Origin of the sequence: Alistipes sp. CAG:268 (assembly GCA_000434235.1) — a bacterium.
GTDB classification, from domain to species: domain Bacteria; phylum Bacteroidota; class Bacteroidia; order Bacteroidales; family Rikenellaceae; genus Alistipes; species Alistipes avistercoris.
In genome coordinates this window covers 37,406-58,592 of the sequence record FR891971.1, presented here as the reverse complement: position 1 = coordinate 58,592, position 21,187 = coordinate 37,406, and the positions used below count along the sequence as shown (strand labels likewise).

At 61.6% G+C, this 21,187-nt stretch carries 19 protein-coding genes and 1 pseudogene; 8 read left to right on the top strand and 12 right to left on the bottom strand.

Features of this window, described 5'->3' with window-relative positions; translation table 11 throughout:
• The 4 genes and pseudogenes from QZL63_RS01630 to QZL63_RS01615 all read left to right on the top strand — a co-directional run.
• Positions 1-641 (top strand): annotated as a pseudogene (locus tag QZL63_RS01630) (DNA polymerase III subunit gamma/tau); the annotation flags it as partial.
• Positions 642-675: 34 nt separating this feature from the next.
• The gene (gene tyrS, locus QZL63_RS01625; RefSeq protein WP_022307613.1) at positions 676-1,971 is read left to right on the top strand and encodes a tyrosine--tRNA ligase; all 1,296 of its coding nucleotides are present in this window, start codon (positions 676-678) and stop codon (positions 1,969-1,971) included.
• A 1-nt stretch (position 1,972) separates the two neighbouring features.
• A complete protein-coding gene (gene folB / locus QZL63_RS01620; RefSeq protein WP_022307612.1) occupies positions 1,973-2,326 on the top strand; it encodes a dihydroneopterin aldolase in 354 nt (117 codons plus the stop codon).
• Positions 2,327-2,380: 54 nt separating this feature from the next.
• The gene (locus tag QZL63_RS01615; protein ID WP_022307611.1) at positions 2,381-3,739 is read left to right on the top strand and encodes a sodium-dependent transporter; all 1,359 of its coding nucleotides are present in this window, start codon (positions 2,381-2,383) and stop codon (positions 3,737-3,739) included.
• Between the two features lie 164 nt (positions 3,740-3,903).
• On the opposite strand, the gene ribH is transcribed toward QZL63_RS01615, so the two are convergent.
• A complete protein-coding gene (gene ribH / locus QZL63_RS01610) occupies positions 3,904-4,434 on the bottom strand; it encodes a 6,7-dimethyl-8-ribityllumazine synthase (RefSeq protein WP_022307610.1) in 531 nt (176 codons plus the stop codon).
• A gap of 15 nt (positions 4,435-4,449) precedes the next feature.
• The gene (locus QZL63_RS01605) at positions 4,450-5,136 is read right to left on the bottom strand and encodes a tetratricopeptide repeat protein (RefSeq protein WP_022307609.1); all 687 of its coding nucleotides are present in this window, start codon (positions 5,134-5,136) and stop codon (positions 4,450-4,452) included.
• 193 nt (positions 5,137-5,329) lie between these two features.
• Here QZL63_RS01605 and recF point away from each other — a divergent pair, with 193 nt between their 5' ends.
• Together recF and QZL63_RS01595 are read left to right on the top strand one after the other, a co-directional pair.
• The gene (gene recF, locus QZL63_RS01600; RefSeq protein WP_022307608.1) at positions 5,330-6,418 is read left to right on the top strand and encodes a DNA replication/repair protein RecF; all 1,089 of its coding nucleotides are present in this window, start codon (positions 5,330-5,332) and stop codon (positions 6,416-6,418) included.
• A 14-nt stretch (positions 6,419-6,432) separates the two neighbouring features.
• Positions 6,433-6,705 carry a DUF721 domain-containing protein gene (locus QZL63_RS01595; protein ID WP_363925750.1) on the top strand — a complete coding sequence of 91 codons (273 nt, stop codon included), beginning with the start codon at positions 6,433-6,435 and terminating at the stop codon, positions 6,703-6,705.
• A 222-nt stretch (positions 6,706-6,927) separates the two neighbouring features.
• Here the strand turns inward: QZL63_RS01595 and QZL63_RS01590 are convergent, their stop codons facing one another.
• The 3 genes from QZL63_RS01590 to QZL63_RS01580 all read right to left on the bottom strand — a co-directional run bounded on the left by QZL63_RS01590 (position 6,928) and on the right by QZL63_RS01580 (position 11,438).
• A complete protein-coding gene (locus QZL63_RS01590) occupies positions 6,928-8,127 on the bottom strand; it encodes an OmpA family protein (protein ID WP_022307606.1) in 1,200 nt (399 codons plus the stop codon).
• 194 nt (positions 8,128-8,321) lie between these two features.
• On the bottom strand, positions 8,322-10,865 hold the full coding sequence (locus QZL63_RS01585) for an adenosylcobalamin-dependent ribonucleoside-diphosphate reductase (RefSeq protein WP_022307605.1): 2,544 nt from the start codon (positions 10,863-10,865) through the stop codon (positions 8,322-8,324).
• Between the two features lie 198 nt (positions 10,866-11,063).
• Positions 11,064-11,438, bottom strand: coding sequence for a RidA family protein (locus tag QZL63_RS01580; RefSeq protein ID WP_022307604.1), 375 nt, complete (start codon positions 11,436-11,438; stop codon positions 11,064-11,066).
• A gap of 77 nt (positions 11,439-11,515) precedes the next feature.
• Between QZL63_RS01580 and QZL63_RS01575 the strand changes: the two genes are divergently transcribed.
• Positions 11,516-11,965: an META domain-containing protein gene (locus QZL63_RS01575; protein WP_022307603.1), complete on the top strand. Its 450-nt coding sequence runs from the start codon at positions 11,516-11,518 to the stop codon at positions 11,963-11,965.
• 99 nt (positions 11,966-12,064) lie between these two features.
• On the opposite strand, the gene QZL63_RS01570 is transcribed toward QZL63_RS01575, so the two are convergent.
• The 5 genes from QZL63_RS01570 to QZL63_RS01550 all read right to left on the bottom strand — a co-directional run bounded on the left by QZL63_RS01570 (position 12,065) and on the right by QZL63_RS01550 (position 18,143).
• Positions 12,065-13,063 carry a malate dehydrogenase gene (locus tag QZL63_RS01570; RefSeq protein ID WP_022307602.1) on the bottom strand — a complete coding sequence of 333 codons (999 nt, stop codon included), beginning with the start codon at positions 13,061-13,063 and terminating at the stop codon, positions 12,065-12,067.
• A 107-nt stretch (positions 13,064-13,170) separates the two neighbouring features.
• Positions 13,171-13,767 (bottom strand): recombination mediator RecR, encoded by a 597-nt coding sequence (recR, locus tag QZL63_RS01565; RefSeq protein ID WP_022307601.1) that lies wholly within the window; start codon positions 13,765-13,767, stop codon positions 13,171-13,173.
• A 5-nt stretch (positions 13,768-13,772) separates the two neighbouring features.
• Positions 13,773-14,612 (bottom strand): tetratricopeptide repeat protein, encoded by an 840-nt coding sequence (locus QZL63_RS01560; protein WP_022307600.1) that lies wholly within the window; start codon positions 14,610-14,612, stop codon positions 13,773-13,775.
• A gap of 4 nt (positions 14,613-14,616) precedes the next feature.
• Positions 14,617-16,476 carry a BatD family protein gene (locus tag QZL63_RS01555; RefSeq protein WP_022307599.1) on the bottom strand — a complete coding sequence of 620 codons (1,860 nt, stop codon included), beginning with the start codon at positions 16,474-16,476 and terminating at the stop codon, positions 14,617-14,619.
• Between the two features lie 53 nt (positions 16,477-16,529).
• Positions 16,530-18,143, bottom strand: coding sequence for a fumarate hydratase (locus QZL63_RS01550; protein ID WP_022307598.1), 1,614 nt, complete (start codon positions 18,141-18,143; stop codon positions 16,530-16,532).
• Between the two features lie 377 nt (positions 18,144-18,520).
• On the opposite strand from QZL63_RS01550, the gene QZL63_RS01545 reads away from it, so the two are divergent.
• Positions 18,521-19,522 carry a class II fructose-bisphosphate aldolase gene (locus QZL63_RS01545; protein ID WP_022307597.1) on the top strand — a complete coding sequence of 334 codons (1,002 nt, stop codon included), beginning with the start codon at positions 18,521-18,523 and terminating at the stop codon, positions 19,520-19,522.
• A 186-nt stretch (positions 19,523-19,708) separates the two neighbouring features.
• Here QZL63_RS01545 and QZL63_RS01540 read toward each other — a convergent pair whose 3' ends face one another.
• Entirely contained in the window at positions 19,709-20,161 is a 453-nt protein-coding gene (locus QZL63_RS01540) for a hypothetical protein (RefSeq protein WP_022307596.1), read from the bottom strand.
• Positions 20,145-21,125 (bottom strand): alpha/beta hydrolase, encoded by a 981-nt coding sequence (locus QZL63_RS01535; RefSeq protein WP_022307595.1) that lies wholly within the window; start codon positions 21,123-21,125, stop codon positions 20,145-20,147. The genes QZL63_RS01540 and QZL63_RS01535 overlap by 17 nt, the downstream gene beginning before the upstream one ends.
• Positions 21,126-21,187 lie beyond the last annotated feature (62 nt).

Below are 21,187 nucleotides of genomic sequence, written 5' to 3'. Positions count from 1 at the left end.
GACCGGCAGTTCCGAGTCCCGGAACGGCCGTCACCGCCTCCCCGCAGGAGACGGCACCCGGCCCCGGGAAGGCACAACCCACCGGCGGACTCCGCACGGCCCCGGACCAACCGGCGCCCCGGACCCAGGCAGCAGCCCCGGCACACAGCACCCCGGCTCGGCCGGCACGGCGTCCGCTGCTCTCAGGGACCTCGCTCACCGAGCTGCTCGCTTCGGGCGGCATGCTGCCCGAGGAGGAGCACGAAACCGAAGGACAGGCCGACGAGCCCGCAACGGCGGAGATCGACCCCGAATGCACCGCGAAACTCGAACGCGGCCGGGAGGCGATCCTCGCGTTGATCCGCGAACGCCGCCCGAGGTTCGTCCCCGTCTTCGAACAGATGGCCTTCCACGGCAACACGATCGGCCTGAGCGTCCCCACGACGGAGTTGCGCGACGAGATCCTGCGGTCGAAGACCGCCATGCTGATGCGCATCGCCGAGGTGGCCGGCATCACGGGACGGATCGAGCTGGAGATCACGGTGGACGAACAGATCCGGGCCGCACGCCCCATCAAGCTCGAGGACCGCGTGAAGTTCATCACGGAGAAGAATCCGCTGGTGGCCGAACTGCGCAAGGCGCTCGACCTGGAGATCGAATAACAGACCATACGGAAATAACAAAAAAACGACACATATGAAAAATTTCATCGAAGAACTCGAATGGCGCGGCATGATCCACACGATCATGCCCGGAGCAAAGGAACAACTCGAAAAGGAGATGACGACGGCCTACCTGGGCATCGACCCCACGGCCGATTCGCTGCACATCGGCCACCTGGTGGGCGTAATGATCCTCAAGCACTTCCAGATGTGCGGACACCGCCCGCTGGCACTCGTAGGGGGCGCGACAGGCATGATCGGCGACCCGTCGGGCAAGTCGCAGGAGCGCAACCTGCTCGACGAGGCGACGCTGCGCCACAACCAGGAGGCCATCAAGCGGCAGCTGGCCAAGCTGCTCGACTTCGACTCCGATGCGCCGAACGCCGCCCGTCTGGTGAACAACTACGACTGGATGAAGGAGTTCTCGTTCCTCGACTTCATCCGCGACATCGGCAAGTGCATCACGGTCAATTACATGATGGCCAAAGACTCCGTGAAGAAGCGCTTCAACGGCGAGGGCGACGGCATGTCGTTCACCGAGTTCACCTACCAGCTCGTACAAGGCTACGACTTCCTGCACCTCTACGAAACGATGAACTGCAAGATCCAGTTGGGCGGCGCCGACCAGTGGGGCAACATCACCACCGGTACGGAGCTCATCCGCCGCAAGCTCGGCCCCGAGGCCGAGGCCTTCGCCATCACCTGCCCGCTCATCACCAAGGCCGACGGCACGAAGTTCGGCAAAACCGAGAGCGGCAACGTATGGCTCGATGCGCGCTATACCTCGCCCTACAAGTTCTACCAGTTCTGGCTCAACGTCAGCGATGAGGATGCCAAGCGCTACATCAAGATCTTCACGCTGCTCGATCGGGAAACGATCGAGGCACTGATCGCCGAGCACGAGGCTGCACCCCACCTGCGCGTGCTCCAGAAGCGCCTGGCCCAGGAGATCACCACGATGATCCACTCGAAGGAGGAGTACGAGAAGGCAGTCGAGGCTTCGGCCATCCTCTTCGGCGGGGCCACCTCCGAAGCGCTGCACCGCCTCGACGAGCAGACGCTGCTGCAGGTCTTCGAGGGCGTGCCGCAGTTCCGCATCGCCCGCTCGGAGCTGGGCAGCCTCCCGTTCGTGGAGCTGGCCGCCGAGAAGACGCAGGTATTCCCCTCGAAGGGCGAATGCCGCAAGATGGTGCAGGGCGGCGGCGTCTCGCTCAACAAGGAGAAGGTAACCGACCCGATGCGCCCGGTCACCGAGGAGGACCTGATCGCCGGGAAGTACCTGCTCGTGCAGCGCGGCAAGAAGAACTACTACCTCGTCATCGCCGAATAGGATGGAATACCGCATCAGACTCGAACGCATGGAGTTCCGTGCCATGCACGGATGCTACGAACTCGAGCGCAAGGTGGGCAACCGCTTTACGGTCGATCTGGAGATCACCGCGGAACTCGGAGCCGTGGCTGCCGAGGACAGCGTGGAGCAGGCGATCAACTACCTCTCGGTGTATGAGATCGTCCGCAGCCGGATGCGCGTCACGCAGCGCACGATCGAACGCGTGGCCATGAACATCATCGATGCCCTCTACGAGGCCTTCCCGCAGATGCGGCACGTAAAATGCACGGTATCGAAACTGGCTCCCCCGCTGGGCGGCAAGCTCGACCGGGTAAGCGTCGTACTGGAAAAATAGGAGTGCGGGCAGGCCATCGTGTGCCTGCCCGCTCCCGTATAAAAAGGTTAGGTTATGACACACGATCACCATTCGCACGGGCGCGTCACGCTCGGCGGGAAACTGAGCGCCGTGCTGGTTGCGGCCGGGAGTTCCGTCGGTCTGGGCAACATCTGGCGCTTCCCCTACATTGCCGGCGACAACGGCGGCGGAGCCTTTTTGGTCATCTACATCGCCTGCGTGCTCCTGCTGGGGCTGCCGCTCATGCTCGCCGAATTCTCGGTCGGCCGGGCCGCCCGCTGCAACGCCGTCGGCGCCTACCGGGCACTCAACCCAAAGTGGAGCCTGCTCGGCTACAACGGCGTACTGGCCGCCTTCCTGATCCTCGGATTTTACTTCGTGGTCTCGGGGTGGACCGCCGAATACATGGTCCATTCGATCACCGGAGAGTTTGCACACTACACCTCGGCCGCAGAGTACCAGGGGGCCTTCGAGCGCTTCATCACCCACCCGTGGCGGCCGCTGCTCTACACCGTGCTCTTCGCCCTGGCCACGCATGCTATCATCGCCCTCGGCGTACAGAAGGGCATCGAGCGTTCGGCCAAGCTGCTGATGCCGCTGCTTTTCTTCGTGCTCATCGCCCTCTCCATCCACTCATTGCTGATGCCCGGAGGCGGGGAGGGGCTCCGCTTCCTCTTCCGTCCGGACTTCTCGAAGGTCACCCCCTCGACCATCCTCGTCGCCCTCGGGCAGGCCTTCTTCTCGCTCTCGATCGGACTCGGCACGATGGTCACCTACGCCTCCTACTTCAAACCCGACACGAATCTGCGCCACACGGCGCTGAACGTCACGATCCTCGACACGCTGGTGGCCGTACTGGCCGGCGTGGTGATCTTCCCGGCGGTCTTCAGCGTGGGTATCGAGCCCTCGTCAGGACCTTCGCTCGTCTTCATCACCCTGCCGAGCGTCTTCAACGGCATGCCGCTCAGCATGGTCTGGTCGTCGGTCTTCTTCCTGCTGCTCGTCGTCGCAGCTCTCACCTCGACCATCTCCCTGCACGAAGTGGTCACGGCCTATCTCCACGAGGAGTGGCACCTCTCGCGCCGCGCCGCCGCCTGGGCAACGACCGCCGGAACCACAGCTCTGGCGACACTGGCTTCGCTCTCGGTCGGCGTGCTCAACGGATGGAAGATCTTCGGACTGAATCTCTTCGACGCACTCGACTACCTCACGGCCAACATCATGCTGCCCATCGGCGGATTGCTGACCTGCATCTTCGTCGGTTGGGTGCTCGACCGTCAAACGCTCCGGGACCAGATCACCAACCACGGGACCCTGCCCTTCCGGATCTACCGGGTGCTGATCGTCCTGCTGCGCTACTTCTGCCCGGCCATCCTGCTGCTCGTCTTCCTCGACAACCTCGGGATCTTCTGACCGTACAAGCGGTCCGGGAGCGGCTCCACCCCGTTATGCGGGAGGACTCAGCCCCGGCGGAGGGCACTGCCGCGACGGACAAGACGGCGCAACACGAAAAACCCCGGAGGAATCTCCCTCCGGGGTTTTTCGTTGGACCGGTCCGGAATCGCTCCGGCAACCCGTCAGTTGATGTTGCGCCGATCCGGCTCGTGGTCGGGCGAGGCTGCCTCCATGTCGATCTGGAGCTTCACCATGTTGATCGCAGCAGCCGCAGCCTCGTCACCCTTGTTGCCAAGCCGTCCGCCGCAGCGGTCCAGAGCCTGCTGCATGTCATTGACAGTCAGCACGCCGAAGGCGATCGGCATGTTCCACTGGATCTGCAGTTGGGTAATCCCCTGCGTAACGCCCTGACAGATGAAATCGAAATGGCGCGTATCCCCCTGGATGACGCAGCCGAGTGCGATCACGGCATCGACATCGGTGTATTCGGCAAAGAACTGCGCACCGAGCGAGAGTTCGAACGTGCCGGGGACATACTTGATCTGGATGTTCATGTCCGGACACCCGGCAGCCCGCAACGTCCGCACGGCCCCTTCAAGCAGGGCTTCGGTGACCTCACGGTTCCACTCGGCCACGACGATGCCGAAGCGCATGTCCTCGGCCGACGGCAGCGGAGCGTCGAATTTGGAGAGGTTGTGGTTTCTTGTCGCCATCGCAGTCCGTCTCCGTTATTTCGTTGCGCCGCCCAGCAGTTTCTCGGCCTCGCGGGCCTCCATCGAAGCAGGATACGACGTCAGGATCCGCTCGTAGTAGGCGGCGGCCTTCTCCGTATTGCCCTGGGCCTGCTCGGCCAGACCGGCCTTGCGCAGGTACATCGGAGCCGTCATGTTGTTGTCGGCGGCGGCCACGGCCTTCTCGTAGAACTTCACGGCAGCGGCGTAGTTCTGCTGCTCGACGGCCACATCACCCTGCAGGCCGTAGTTCTGCGCGTTGATCAGCGCTCCGGGAATGCCCTTCACCGGCGAGAACTTGGCCAGATAGGCGGCAGCGTTCTCCAGGTCGCCCGTACGGAGGTAGCAGATGCCGGCATAATGCTTGGCCAGGTTACCCGACGGCGTCGAACCGTACTGGTCGATGACATCGAGGAAGCCGGCGCCATTGGCATCACCCTGCAGCGCCAGTTCGAAGTCGGGGTTCTCGGCCTCGAAGCGGGCCTGGGCCTGAGCGATCATCTCGGCAGCCTTCTCGATGCGCGGCTGAACGATCAGCGAGCGGTAGCCGAAGACCAGCGCGGCGATTACGAGCAGCGCCAGGAAAATGTAGGTCACCAGACGGCCGTTTTTCTGGAAAAACAGCTCCGTTTTGTTCATTGCTTCGCCGAGGCTCTCGGGCTCGGCGACGTTCTGTTTCGTCATATGGCTTATCGTGTTTTTAGTTTATGTTTCGTCCGATAGTTCGCAAAGATACAAAACTATTCACAATGTGCAATGTCGGACCCCGATTTTTTCATGTACCGGCCGTCCCGCACCCCCGTCCCGACTACCCGGCGGCCGCTTCGGACAAAGAAATAAATTTGGCAGTGCCGCACCGAAACGCTATCTTTGCCGTATGTACCTGAAGAGACTCGGACTGCTCAACTTTAAGAACATCGCGGAGGAGGAGCTCACCCTCTGCCCGGGCATCAACTGCCTGGTCGGCGACAACGGCGCGGGAAAGACCAACGTCGTGGATGCCGTCTACTACCTCTCGATGTGCAAGTCGTCGCTGCAGACCACCGACGGGCAGAGCATCCGCCACGGCGCCGACTTCTTCCTGCTAGAGGGGCAGTACCAGTCGGACGCCGGCAAGAGCGAGCAGGTCGTCTGCTCGTTCTCGCGCAAGGGAGGCAAGGTCGTCAAACGCAACGGCAAGGAGTACGAGCGCCTTGCGGACCACGTGGGGCTGATCCCTGCGGTGATCGTCTCCCCGGCCGACAGTGCGCTCATCTCGGACTCGGCCGACGAGCGGCGCCGCTACCTCAACGCCTTCATCTCGCAGCTCGACCGTCCCTACCTGGCTGCCGTCATGCGTTACAACGCCGTGCTGGCCGAACGCAACCGCCTGCTGAAGATGCAGCCCGACGAGGTGATGCTCGGGATCTACGACCGCCAGCTCGTCGAGCACGGCGAAGCGATCCACGCCCGGCGCCGGGAGTTCGTCGAACGGCTGCGCCCCGTTGTGGCCGACTACTACCGCACGCTCTCGAGCGACCGCGAGCAGGTCGAACTGACCTACCGCTCGGAACTCAACGACCGACCCTTTGCCGAGATCCTCGCCGCCGCCCGGCAGAAAGACCTTGTCAATGAATTCACCACGTCGGGCATCCACCGCGACGATCTGGTGCTCAAGATCGGCGGATATCCCTTGCGCAAATACGGCTCGCAGGGGCAGCAGAAATCGTTTCTCGTGGCCCTCAAGCTGGCGCAGTATGCCATCGTGGCGCGGGAAAAGGGCGAGAAGCCGCTGCTGCTGCTCGACGATCTGTTCGACAAACTCGACGCCGGACGGGTCGAGCAGCTCATCCGCCTGGTCTCCGACGAGACCTTCGGGCAGATCCTCATCACCGACTGCAACCCGACCCGGCTGAAGGCCATCCTCGACCGGGCCGGCAGCGAATATGTCGCCTACACGGTGGAAAACGGAACGACACGACAATGAGACGCACGAAAACCATGCTCATGGGCGACCTGCTCGAGGAGTTCTTCAAACGCCCCTACGTCGCCGCCAAAGTGGCCGAAGGCCGCCTGCCCGACACGTGGCGCGCAATCGTCGGCGACCGGGCTGCCGACCTGACCACCGAACTGCGGCTCGAAAACCACATCCTCCACGTGCGGATCCAGTCGAGCGTCCTGCGCTCGGAACTCTTCTACCAGCGGGAGGCGCTCTGCGAGGAGATCAACCGCCGGTCGGGCATCCGGCTGGTACACGCCGTCATCGTCCGCTGACCCCGGCCGGCCGCAGGACCAGAAACCCGAAAAGCGGGCCCGGGAACGGACCGGACACGGGAAAACGGGAACGGGGCAACCGAACAGCCGGATAAACAGGAAGCAAAGCGGGAAACTGGCCGCAAAAGCGGAATTGGGAAGTCCCGGGGCAGTTCCGGAAAAAACAAAGAAAGATGCGGGAATCGCTTCCCGCATCTTTCTTTTTTCATACATACCACCTTCCTACTCGATGACGGCAGCACGGTTGGCGGCCTGCACCTCGAAGGGATCCGGCGAGTTACCCTTGCCTTCGTAGGTCAGCTGGCTGGCCTTCACACCCTGCGAAACGAGGAAGTCGTAGACCCTCTTGGCACGGTTCTCGGCCACCCGGCGGTTACCGGCCTTCGTTCCGGTCTGCTGGTCGGCATAGCCGTAGATCCGGTACTTGGCATCGGCCGGACCGTTCTTGATCTTGTCGGCGACCATCTTCAGACGGGTCTGCTCCTGCGGCGTGAGCGTAGACATGCTGTAGTCGAAGAGGATAACCGACGTATCGGCAGCCTCGGCCTCCTGTGCGGCCGAGTTCTTTGCGGCAGCAGCCTCTGCACGGGCAGCCTGTGCGGCCTTCTCGGCAGCGACGCGCGCAGCCTCGGCCTCAGCAAGCCGATCGGCCAGGTCGGCATTCTCGGCCTCAAGAGCGGCCGTGGCGGCCAGGCCGGCGGCTACAGCCTCCTGGAAAGCCTCGATATCCTCGGGCGTATACCCCGGAACACCACGCTGCCAGTTGCGCTGGTTGAAGCGGTAGGTGAATCCGGCCGTTGCCGTGAAGGCCATCAGATACGAACCGTCGAGTTCAGCGGGGCAGCAGGCCGAACGAGTCAGCAACCCCTTAAGCTCCAGATTGAAATCGAAGGCACGCGAAATCCGGAACTTGTTGAGAAGACCTGCGGTCATGGCAAATTCCTGACGCGTTCCCGAGTGGTTGTCCACCTGGCTGCTGTTTGTGAAATTCGAAGCCAGGTAACCGAAGCCGGCAAACGGAACGGCATAATAGGCACGGTCTTCGCGGTAACCGCCGATCCAGTTCGACGCATTGATCATCAGGTCGGCATGCACGAACATGTACGGCCACGTCATCTTGCCGAGCGTCGGATGGAAGTTGTTGAAGTATCCGCCCTGCAGCTGGCCGCGGACTCCTACTACCGGATGCAGCCACTTGGTCAGCGAGAAGTTGCCCTCGAACCCGAAACGCTCACTGTGGGGTCCGATGTTGCCTCCGTTCGAGAATGCCGTACCGGTACCCAGGCCGAACGACACCTCCCAATTGTCCCAGAATCCGTTCGAGACGAACCCTGCAAAACTCGGCTTTTTAGGCGTATCCTGTGCCAATACGGTAGAGGAAGCGAACGCCACAATCCCTAAAACAAGAAAAAATTTTTTCATAATACAATAAATAAAAATGCGTCAAACAACAATCGAACATCCTTCTGCATTTTCACATGCGAATGCAGCCTCCTCCACAGCAAAAATCATTCTCATTTCGGGGGGAACGGGCCATAAAGCCCGCTCCGGATCGCCAAAACGACCAATTGTTCACTCTTTGTGCCCGCCAGGGACACTCCGACACGCCGACCGGATCATCCACACTTGGAATAACCGCACGACATGCACGTCAGGCAGCCGTTCTGGTAGGCCATGTTCTCCTGCCCGCACTGGGGGCACTTGCCCTTGGCCTGCGTTCCATCGACGATATACTGCTTCAACGCACGGCATACACCCGTTTTCCACGTATTGATCGACTCGCTGTCGAGGTGCAGCGACTCGATGAGCGAGACGGTCTTCTCGATCGGCATGCCGTAGCGAAGCACGCCCGAGATCAGTTTCGCATAGTTCCAGAACTCCTCGTTAAACAAACGCGAGATGCCGCCGATCGTATTCGTATACCCGTAACGGTCGTTGTACTGGAAATCGTAACGCTTCGTACCGTCCTCTTCGCGCACCTTGATAATGAATCCCTTGGTGATCTTGCGGGGGATGTACATGGCGTCCTCCTCGATCTTACCCGTGAAGACCTCGTAGGGGCGGCCGTCCTGCAGACCGACAAAGGCGATCCAGTCCTCCGAACCGTTCTTGAAACGCACGATGTCGGCCGGAATCGACCGCGGACGCTTGGGCACCTGTCCGTCGTGCGGTTCGCACTTCTTCTTTTTCTGTCCCTTCTCGAGCAGCACACCGTCGCGGCAGCCGTCGCGGTAGACCGTCACACCCTTGCAGCCGCACTCCCAGGCCGTCCGGTAGACATCGGCCACGAGCGCCTCCGAAACATCGTGAGGCAGGTTCACCGTCACCGAGATCGAGTGGTCCACCCACTTCTGGATCGCGCCCTGCATCTTGACCTTGGCGACCCAGTCGATGTCGTTGGCCGTCGCACCGTAATAGGGCGAAGCCTTGATCCACTGGTCCAGCTCGGCATCGGAGATCGTCGCCAGACGCGAGGTGTCATAGCCGTTGGCCTCGAGCCACTTGACGAAGTTGTGGTGGTAGACGTTGTACTCCTGGAACTTCTCGCCCGTCTCGTCCACGAAATCGACGTGCGTGTCGTGGTCCGAGGGGTTGATCTTCCGGCGGCGCTTGTAAACCGTGCGGAAAACGGGTTCGATACCCGAAGTGGTCTGCGACATGAGCGACGTGGTTCCCGTCGGGGCAATCGTCAGCATGGCGATGTTGCGGCGGCCCACACGGCACATCTCCTCGTAGAGAGCCGGATCGGCCTCGCGGATGCGGGCGATCATCGGGTTGTCCTTCTCCTTGGCCGCATCGTAGATCGGGAACGCACCGCGCTCGGCGGCCATCTTCACCGAAGCCCGGTAAGCCTCCACGGCCAGCGTCTTCTGCACCTCGACGGCAAAGTCGATCGCCTCCTGCGAACCGTAGCGCAGCCCGAGTGCCGCCAGCATGTCGCCCTCGGCCGTAATGCCCAGGCCGGTACGGCGGCCTTTCCGGGCCATCGTGCGGATCTTCTTCCACAACTCGAGCTCCACGTGGCGGACATCCTCGTCCTCCGGATCCGCAGCGATCTTCTCGATGATCAACTCGACCTTCTCCAACTCGAGATCGATGATGTCGTCCATCATGTGCATGGCCTTGCCCACATGCTCGCGGAATTTCGCGAAGTCAAACTTCGCCTCCGGCGTGAAGGGGTGGTCCACATAGCTGAAGAGGTTGAGCGCCAGCAAGCGGCACGAATCGTAGGGACAGAGCGGGATTTCGCCGCAAGGGTTGGTCGATACGGTCACGAAGCCCTCGTCTGCATAGCAGTCGGGAACGCTCTCGCGGATGATCGTATCCCAGAACAGCACGCCCGGCTCGGCCGATTTCCACGCATTGTGGATGATCTTCTCCCAAAGTTTCTTCGCATCGATGTCCTGCTCGTATTTCGGGTGGTCCGAGTTGATCGGGAACTGCTGGTGGTACTTCTTGCCGGCCAGGGCCGCACGCATGAATTCATCGTCGATCTTGATCGAGACATTGGCACCGGTCACCTTGCCCGTATCGACCTTGGCGTCGATGAAGCGCTCGGCATCCGGATGCTTGATCGACAGCGAAAGCATCAACGCACCGCGGCGACCGTCCTGGGCCACCTCACGCGTGGAGTTCGAGTAACGCTCCATGAAGGGGACGATACCCGTCGAAGTGAGTGCCGAGTTGAGCACCGGGCTGCCCGTCGGGCGGATGTGCGAGAGGTCATGCCCCACACCGCCACGTCGCTTCATGAGCTGCACCTGCTCCTCGTCCATGCGGAAAATGCCGCCATAGGAGTCGGCCGGATGCTTGTGTCCGATGACGAAGCAGTTCGAGAGCGAAGCCACCTGGAAGTTGTTGCCGATACCGGTCATCGGGCCGCCCTGCGGGATCACGTAACGGAAATGGTCGAGCAGAGCGAACGCCTCCTCCTTCGACATCGGATTGGGATAGTTGCGCTCGATGCGCTCGATCTCGGCGGCGATACGCTCGTGCATCTCCCGCGGGGAGCGCTCGTAGATGTTGCCGAAGGAGTCCTTCAAGGCATACTTGCTGACCCAGACCGTAGCAGCCAGGTCATCGCCCCCGAAGTACCTCTTCGACTCGGCCACCGCATCGTTGTATTCCACACGCTGCGGCGCCTCCGTCTGATTGTTCATTTTTGACATAATTATTTTATTTTCAAATTATTATCTTTTACTCAGCAAAAAGCCGGTTTTACAAAAATGGGACTTTCCTTCCGAAAAAACCAATCACCGGTCCCGAATTTATCCACACATTATGCACAGCCCGTTCCAAAAGATTCGAAAGGCGCGGCCGAAAGCACTCCAGCCGCGCCTCACGAACGGTCCGGCCTGTTACTTCGCGGCAACGGCGTCGATCTCCACCAGTGCGCCCATCGGCAGGGCGGCCACCTCATAGCAGACGCGCGCCGGCATCTCCGAGGTGAAGAACTCGGCATACACGGCATTCATGGCCGCAAAATCGCCGATATGCTGCAGCAGAACCGTGGTCTTCACCACGTCGCCGTATCCGTAGCCCGCTTCGCGGAGGATATGGCCCAGGTTGGTGAGCGACTGGCGCGTCTGCGCCTCGATGCCCTCGGCCATGCGGCCCGTTTCGGCGTCGATCGGCAGCTGGCCCGAGACATAGAGTGCGCCGGCAGTCTCAACGGCCTGCGAATAGGGGCCCACGGCTTTCGGAGCGTGGGGCGATGCGATGATCTTTTTCATGGGTTCGGTATTTTTCGGATTTACGACAAAGATACGATATATTGTTTATATTTGTGACGCTTGAAAATTGAAATCACATGAAAATTCTTCCGAAGCTTGCGCTCGCGGCGGTTGCGGCACTTCTGTGCGCCTCCTGCTGCCCCTGCCGCTCCTATCAGAAAAAAACGCGCCGTCCGCTCGAGGGGACCGAATGGCAGCTCATCCAGCTCGGCGGCAAAAGCGTACGCCCCGAGGAGGGGACCTTCAGTCTGCGGTTTGATGCCGAAAAGCAGACGGCATCCGGCACGGGGGCCTGCAACCGGTTCTCCGGCCGCTACACTGCGGGCGAACGCCGGGCCCTCCGTATCGGGCCGCTGGCCTCGACCATGATGGCCTGCCCGGACATGGACCAGGAGCGGGATTACACCGAAGCCCTTGAGGCAACCACCCACTACGACATGGACGGGCCGATGCTGCTGCTGCTCGCCAACGGGGAGTTGCGGGCCGTCTTCCAGGCACAGCCCGCCCCGGCTGAGGAGAAGAGGTAAAACGGATTCACCCCGCAGACCGGGCCGAACTTCCACAAAGAAAGGAGCCGCATCCCTTACGGGTTGCGGCTCCGATCTTTTCCGATCTTCGGAACGGAACTACTTGAGGTTCGGGTTCAGCTCGCCCCACTTGTCGATGGCGGGCAGAACACCCATCTCGATCACCTCGTCGCGCAGCTTGCAGAGGTGTGCATAGCTCTCCTTGAGGGCCTGGTGCTCCTCGGGAGTGCCCTTGACGCTCTTGTAGGTGGCACCGTCCTTCGTGATCTCGGTCTCCATCGCCATGAGGATGTGGTCGAACTCATCGTTGTGCACATAGACACCGGCAGGATACTCGAACGGTTTGCCGCCCATGGCCGCAGCGATCATGCAGATCGAAACGTAGGCCGGGCTCTGGAACGACGAACGGCCGCGCAGGTCGATGATGTGCTTGCCGCCCTGGATGACGCGCTGCTGGAGGGCATGCCAGTCCTCCTCGGGCATCGTCGTGCCGATGAGCTCCGAGAGAGGCTTGCCGGCAACGAGCGTCGTCGATGCGAATACGGCCATCTGCTCGCCGTGGCCGCCGTAGGTACGGCTGTTCTTCACCTCATCGGGCGAGATCTTGAAGTACTTGGCCAGCTCCGAACGCAGACGCGTCGAGTCCAGCGCTGCAAGGGTCGTCACCTGCGACGGTTTCAGGCCCGAGTAGATCAGCGTGATGAGACCCGTGATGTCGGCCGGGTTGAAGATCACCACGACATGCTTCACGTCGGGGCAATACTCCTTGATGCTCTTACCGAAGTCCTCGGCAATCTGCGCGTTGCCCTTGAGCAGGTCCTCGCGCGTCATGCCGGCCTTGCGGGCGGCGCCGCCCGACGAAACGACGTATGCGGCACCCGTCAGGGCCTCCTTGATATCCGTCGTCCAGGTGATGTTCACACCCTCGAAGGCGCAGTGGTAGAGCTCCTCGGCAACACCCTCGAGCGCCGGCCCGAAGGGATCGTAGAGGCAAATGTTCGGCGTCAGACGCATCATCAGAGCCGTCTGTGCCATGTTCGAGCCGATCATGCCGGCTGCGCCCACGATGGTGAGCTTTTCATTCGTTACGAAATCCATAACCTTTTTTATTTAAATGGTTGTCCTTTATCTTTTTACGTGTGTTCGAAACACGCCTTTTCCAGTTCTCGTCTTCACTTAGTCCACACCCCGGGACTCCTTCCCGATCATTCGATCTCGCGGCGGTTGAGCAGCGCATGGGTGATCGTCAGCTCATCGACATACTCCAGTTCGTCGCCGAAACCGATGCCACGCGCAATGGAGGTGATCTTCAGCCCGGGGAACTGCCTCAGGCGGTTCATCAGGTAGAAGAGCGTCGTCTCCCCCTCGACCGAGGTCGAGATGGCGATGATCACCTCTCCGACTCCGCCGCGGGCGATGCGTTCGCACAGCAGGTCGATCTTCAGGTCCGACGGGGAGATGCCCTGCATCGGCGAGATGACCCCTCCGAGCACGTGGTAGAGTCCGCGGTACTGATGCGTATTCTCGATCGAGAGCACATCGGCCACCTGCTCGACCACACAGATCGTCGCATGGTCCCGTTCGGGATCGCTGCAAATCGGACATACTGCCTCGTCCGAGAGGTTGTTGCACTCCACACAGTGGCGGATCTCGTTGCGGAACCGGTCGATGCTGCGCGTCATGTCGCCCACGGCCTCCGCGTCCATCCGCAGGATGTGCATCGCCAGCCGCAGCGCCGTCCGGCGCCCGACGCCGGGGAGCTTTGACAGCTCGCCGACAACATCCTGTAAGAGCCTCGACATCGATTCTATATCGTCTCGATCGTCCGCCCGTCGATCCACCCCTTCTTGCCGTCGGCAATGGTGACCTCGCACCATCCGTCGAGCCGGTCGGTGATCCGCACAAGCGTTCCCTCATGCAACACGAAAAGGTCGGTGGCCGAACGGTCGGGCGAACTCTTCACGGCGGCCGACGAGGTCATCACTACAGCCTGCGTATCATCGAGCTGCTCGCGCCGCTCGCCTGCGGCGAACCACGTTGTCGCAACGAAGAGCAACGCTGCAACCATCGTTCCATAGAAACCCGCCTTGCGCAGCGACAGACGCGGAGCAAGCAGGTAGAGCAGGAAGAGTGCCAGCGCCACGGCCAGGGCCACAAGCGAGAAGAGGCTCCACGCCGTACAACTCATCGTGTGGCGCACGGCACGCACCCATTCCGTAAGGAAAAACTCGGGAATCGCCTCGATCCGGTCCTTCGTCCGCGACTCGGCGACCGAAAGGTTGTAGCGGATGTCGTCGTTGCCCGGAGCCAGGCGCAGCGCCCGGTGGTAGCAGAGGATCGCACGCCCCGTCTCGCCCTCCTTGAAGCAGGCATTACCCAGATTGAAGTAGAGTTTGGCCGAGCTGTAACCACGGTCGAGCAATTCGCCGTAAGTGGCAATCGCCGTATGGTAGTCGCCGTTGATATAGGCCGTATTGGCCCGGTCCCACAACTGATCGGGGGTGAACGCCTCCACAACGGGAGACTCCCCGACACTGTCGGGAGCCTGCACGGGCTGCTCCGCAGCGGCAAGGCTGTCGGCCGGCTCCTGCGCCGGAAGCGACGCAACGCCGAAGAGCAGCACGAGCGTAAGAATCAATCGCTTCATAGTACTATCGCTTTATGATCGCCTCGATGCGGGAGATCAGGTCCACACCCTCCGAATAGACATCACTCATCTGCGCCGATGCCACGGGCGAATACTGCGCCTCGTCGCACTGCGAGATGATCGCCGTGAAGTGCTGCGCCTGCTCGGCCGAGACGCCGCGCTTGTGCAGCTCCTCGCGCACGTTCTCCTTCGTGAGGTTCGCCACCGGAATGTTGAACTTGTCGCTCATGTATCCCCACAGCGCCCGCAGCATCTCCTCGTAGAAGGCGTGGCGGTTCTGCTCCTCCATGTAGCGTTTGGCTGTCCGGAAGCGCTGCACGGCCACCTTGTTGGCCCGTTTCCCGCGCATCAGCACGACGTTCTGCGATTCGCGGATCCGCTTGCGCAGCGCGGCATAAACCGCGGTGAAGAGCGCCAGCACCCCGCAGAGGATGCCCCAGTAGGCCCCGCTGAAGAGGAACGGCACCCGCTCGCGCCGCAACTGTGCGTTGCCCAGCTTGATGAAGCGGATGTCCTGCCCCAGCATGCGCACCTCCTCTTTCGACATGCCGCGGCCGCCCTGCATCACCACACCGCCGCTGCCGCCGTTGGCATCGGGCGTCACCTCGAGGGTCACGGGCTTCGACTGCAGGGTCACATACTGCCGCCGCCGGAGGTCGAAATAGGTGAACTCGACCGGTTCGAGTTCATAGGTGCCTTCGGCCCGGGCGATGAAGGGGTATTCGAACTGCCGGTATCCGGAGATTCCCGATACCGAGGGGTTGATCGACTCGGTCGTCTTGACGTTGTACTGCTCGAAAGAGGAAGGCAGCGACAGCTTGGGCGCCTGCACGAAAGTCAGGTTGCCCGTACCGGCGATGCGCACCGTGCAGGTCGCACCCGAGTTGGCCGCGAAGTGCTCGGTGGGGAAGTCTGTCTCCATGGTGAACGAACCGACGGCCCCGTTGAAGCTCGACGGAGCTCCGGCCGGCAACGGCTTGACCTCGATCGTCGCCCGCTGGCTCTTCACCTTGCGGGGAACGTTATAGATGTCGTGGCCGCCCCCGAAGAAGGGGTCGCGGTTGCGGTTCTGCACAACGACCTGCGCGACGACCGTCATCTCGATCGGGTCGATGGCCAGCTGCCCGACCTGCTGCGGGTAGAGCAGGTAGTCGAACAGCACGCGGGTTTCGTAGACCTTGCCGTTGTAGGTTTCGCGTCCGATCTGAGCCGTATTGGGATCCGAGAGATCCTGCGACCAGAAGCCGTTGAACGACGGCATCGATTCGGGCACGATATTGACATAGGGTACGCGCGTGTAGAGTTTGAAGGCGACGTGCAGGGGTTCGTTCTTGTAGACCGACGACTGCGAAACGACCGCACGCAGCAGGATGTCGTCCGCCCCGATGCGGCTCTGCATGTCGCTCTCGCGGCCGTCACCGCCCGGGGCCGTCCCGGGCTCCTGCCGGCGCTGCCCGCCGTCACCCTCGTTCACCACCTCGATCGGGAGCGGTTCGGTGCGGTACACCGTTCCGTCCACGGCGATCTCCGCCGCGCCGATCGTCACGTTCCCGGCGTTCTGCGGCAGCAGCACGTAGGTGATCGTGTAGTTGATGCTCTGAGTCATGGACCCGTTCAGGATCTGTACCGACTGGCCGCGCGATTCGGCCGGTCCGGCGATCACATCGAAGCCCTCGAACGAAGGGGCCTTGAAGGTCCCCTCGTCGGGATTGGCGTTCAGCGCGAACTCGACCCGGACAGGCTCGCCCAGCGCGACGGTCAGCGGCGAGGAGGCCTCGAAGGTGATCTTTCCGGCACCAAGCGCAGGAAAGACCGCCAGCAGGAAGCCTACGGCAAGCGTTATTTTCGCAATCAAGTGTTTCATCGAATCTACAAACGTATCGCTCGGGCCGCTTATTTCATCCGCGGCCGGAAATTTCAGTGCTTGAAATCGGCGAAGAAATCGTTGCCCTTGTCATCAACGATGATGAAGGCGGGGAAGTTCTCGACGTAGATCTTGCGCACGGCCTCCATGCCCAGTTCGGGGAAGTCCACGACCTCGACCGACTTGATGGAGTTCTTGGCCAGGATGGCGGCCGGACCGCCGATCGATCCGAGGTAGAAGCCGCCGTTGGCCTTGCAGGCGTCCGTCACGGCCTGCGAGCGGTTGCCCTTGGCCACCATGACCATCGAGCCGCCGTGCTTCTGGAACAGATCGACATAGGGATCCATACGGCCGGCCGTCGTCGGGCCGAACGAACCCGAAGCCATGCCTGCGGGGGTCTTGGCCGGACCGGCGTAGTATACCGGGTGCTTCTTGAAGTACTCGGGCATCGGCTTGCCCTCGTCGAGCATCTGCTTGATGCGGGCGTGGGCGATGTCGCGGGCCACGATGAGCGTGCCGCGCAGGTTCAGACGCGTCTTGATCGGGTATTTGGTCAAGATCTCGCGCACCTTGTCCATACCCTCGTCGAGGTCGATGTCCACGGCGGGCGACATGGCCGGAGCCTCCTTCGGCAGGAAGCGTGCGGGGTTCTTCTCAAGCTCCTCGAGGAAGATGCCCTCGGGGGTGATCTTCGCCTTGATGTTGCGGTCGGCCGAGCAGCTGACGCCGATGGCCACGGGGCACGAGGCGGCGTGGCGCGGGGCACGGATCACGCGGACGTCGTGCACGAGGTACTTGCCGCCGAACTGGGCGCCCACACCGCTCTCGCGGCAGATCTTGAGCACCTTCTCCTCCCACTCGAGGTCACGGAAGCAGCGGCCGCCCTCGTTACCCGAGGTCGGAAGCTCGTCGAGGTAGCCGGCCGAAGCCTTCTTGACGGTCGAGAGACACATCTCGGCCGACGTGCCGCCGATGCAGATGGCCAGGTGGTAGGGCGGGCAGGCCGACGTGCCGAGGTCGAAGATGTGCTGCTGGATGAACTTCGTGAGCGACTCCTCGTTCAGCAACGCCTTGGTCTGCTGGTAGAGGAAGGTCTTGTTGGCCGAGCCGCCGCCCTTGGTGATGAAGAGGAACTCGTACTCCATGCCGGGCTTGCCTCCGTAGATGTCGATCTGCGCCGGGAGGTTCGTGCCCGAGTTCTTCTCGTCGATCATCGTGAAGGGCACAACCTGCGAATAGCGCAGGTTACGCTCCTTATAGGTCTCGTAGACACCCTTTGCGATGCACTCTGCATCGTCGGCGCCCGTCCAGACATCCTCGCCCTTGTGGGCGATGCAGATGGCCGTGCCGGTGTCCTGGCAGGTCGGCAGCTCGCCCTCGGCGGCCACGCACTGATTCAGCAGCATCGTGTAGGCCACGAACTTGTCGTTGTCCGTAGCCTCGGGATCATCGAGGATGTTGCGCAGTTTCTGCAGGTGCGCCGCACGCAGGTAGAACGACACATCGCTGTATGCGGCCTTCGACAGCAACTCGAGGCCCGCGGGATCCACCTTCAAGATCTTGCGTCCGTCGCACTCGACGACCTTCACGTAATCCTTCGTCAAAAGACGGTACTTCGTTTTGTCCTCCTGAATCGGGAACGGCTCCTGATAAATGAAATCTGCCATGATCGTGTATGTTTGTGTGTTTATGTATCCGGTCTTTGGTCGGAAGGGGCGCGCCCGAGGCCGGCCCGGCAATCCGAAATTCCTCGCAAATTTACAAAAAACTCTCCGATTGCACAACAAATCCCTCCGGTTTGTTATTTTTTTAACACACGAAGGACCGAAGCCCGCAACCGTATTCCGCACAAAGGGAAAAACGCGGCCGTCCGCCCCGTATGCCCCGGCACGGCATGCGGCTGCAATGGGGTCGGCCGCAGTCCCTTGCAGGCATCCGGAACGACCGTTTCATTTTTTTTGCAATAAAGACGCATGATATCCGGTTTTTTCGTAAATTTGCGCGGTTAATCGAGAATTTCGAATTTTTCTTAATATTTAAAAGTATGGTATCCTACAAAGAGTTGGGCCTCGTGAACACCCGCGAGATGTTCGCCAAGGCCATCAAGGGCGGCTACGCCATCCCCGCTTTCAACTTCAACAACATGGAGCAGCTCCAGGCCATCATCCAGGCCGCTGCCGAGACCAAGTCGCCGGTAATCCTCCAGGTATCGAAGGGTGCGCGCAACTACGCCAACCAGACCCTGCTGCGCTACATGGCCGAAGGTGCTGTGGAGTATGCCAAGGAGCTGGGCTGGGCAAAGCCCCAGATCGTGCTGCACCTCGACCACGGAGATTCGTTCGAGACCTGCAAGAGCTGCGTCGATATGGGCTTCTCGTCGGTGATGATCGACGGTTCGTCGCTTCCCTACGACGAGAACGTCGCCCTGACGAAGAAGGTCGTTGAATACGCTCACCAGTTCGACGTGACGGTCGAGGGCGAGCTGGGCGTGCTGGCCGGCGTCGAGGACGAGGTTGCCGCCGAGGAGAGCCACTACACCAAGCCCGAGGAGGTCGTTGATTTCGTCACGAAGACCGGCGTCGATTCGCTGGCCATCTCGATCGGTACGTCGCACGGCGCCTACAAGTTCACGCCGGAGCAGTGCACCGTAGATCCCAAGACGGGCCGTCTGGTTCCGCCCCCCCTGGCATTCGACGTGCTCGCAGCTATCGAGAAGGAGCTTCCGGGCTTCCCCATCGTGCTCCACGGATCGTCGTCGGTTCCCCAGGAGGAGGTCGATACGATCAACAAGTACGGCGGTGCACTGAAGGCTGCCGTAGGTATTCCCGAGGAGGAGCTGCGCCAGGCTGCCAAGAGCGCTGTCTGCAAGATCAACATCGACTCCGACTCGCGTCTTGCCATGACGGCCGCCATCCGCGAGGTCTTCGCCACGAAGCCCGCAGAGTTCGACCCGCGCAAGTACCTGGGCCCGGCTCGCGACAACATGAAGAAGCTCTACATCCACAAGATCAAGGAGGTTCTCGGTTCGGACGGCAAGGCCGAATAATCGAGCAATCCCGACCAAATGAAAACCGGAGGTTCCCTTGAGGAGAACCTCCGGTTTTTTGTCATATCTCCTTTCCCGGGAGGGTTCCCGAGCCCACCGTGCAACCTCCACGCACCGGATTCAGCCCGGGGCCGGCGCCCGAGTCTCCGGAAGAAGACCGCCACAGACGAAGCGGCCCCGGTCATCCTACCCGACCTCGACCCGGAAACGGCACTCCGGGCTGCCCGACAGGACGGTCCCGAGGCATTCCACGCGGATGTCACGGCCGGGGAGCAGATCCTGCAGCACAAAGAGGATGCTCTCCCGCGAACACTCGCAGTGGGTCGGAGCATTGGTGAACCCCGCAGCGACCTGCGGGCACAGACACCGCGGATAACCGATCTCGTACACCCGCCCCGGTTCGATGACGTCGGCGAAGAAATAAGGCGTCCGCCCGTACCGGGCATACTGCCGGTCGAGATCGCAGCCGCACTCCTCGAACTGCCGCCGCATCTCCTGCAGCACATCGCCCCGCACGCACTCCGCAGCACAGGGACGGTAGAGCGAGGCCCGCACCTCGGCCGGAAGCCGGCCGATCGCCTCCTCCAGTGTCCTGTAAAACGCCGTCAGACGCCCTTCGTATTCACGCTCCCGCTCCATCGTCCTCTCCGCCTTGCGTTCCGATGTACCGCCCGACAAACTCGCCCACACGGCGCGTATACTCCTCCGGATTGTCCCGATAGGACATCGCATGCGCGGCCCCGGGAACCACCCACAACTCCTTCTCGCCCGGCTTGGCTTCATAGAGCGGGTAGACCATCCAGGTCGGGACATAGTCGTCGGCATCGCCGTGGATGAAGAGCATCGGCAGGCGGCATTTGGCCACCTGTCCGAGCGCCGAAGCCTCGCGGAAGTTCCAACCGTACTTCAGGTCGCACAGCCGGCTGGCGGCATGGAGCAGCGGGAAGGCCGGCAAAGAGAACTGCTCCTTGAGCTCCTTGCGGAACTCGTCCCAGACACTCGTGTAGCCGCAGTCCTCGACAAAGCACTTCACATAGGGGCGCTGCTCCTCGCCCGAGACCATCATCGTCGTGGCGGCCCCCATCGAGATACCGTGGACGACCATCTGCGTATGTCCGCCGAAGAGCTCGTTGGCCACATCCATCCACCGCAGCACGTCGAGCCGGTCGAGCCATCCCATGCGGATGGCCCGGCCCTCGCTCCGGCCGTGGTAGTGCAGATCGGGCAACAGGATGTTATAGCCCAGGTCGTGGTTGTATAAGTAGCCGATCATGAGCATCCGCACGGCGTTGTCCGTATATCCGTGCACGATCACGGCCGTACGGTCCGTCGGGCGGGGCGCCGCGGCATAGATGGCATGAAGCCGCAGCCCGTCGGGATCACAGATCGTCGTATCGCGCAGGGCGCCCGCACGGGTCAGGCTGTCCACCCACGGTTCGAGAAAGGGATACTCCTCATACATATATTTATAGGAATCGGCATTCTTCTCGGCCATCACCCGGTCGGGCCGGAGCGAATAGGAGAGCATGTAGAAGCTCCCGCCCAGAAGTACCGCCGCAACAACCAGCACGGCGGCCACGGAGATTCGAACAATCCGTTTCATGGTTTTCCGTCTTTATGCATACAAAACGGCCGTCGGAGCAAAAATCCTGCCCCGACGACCGT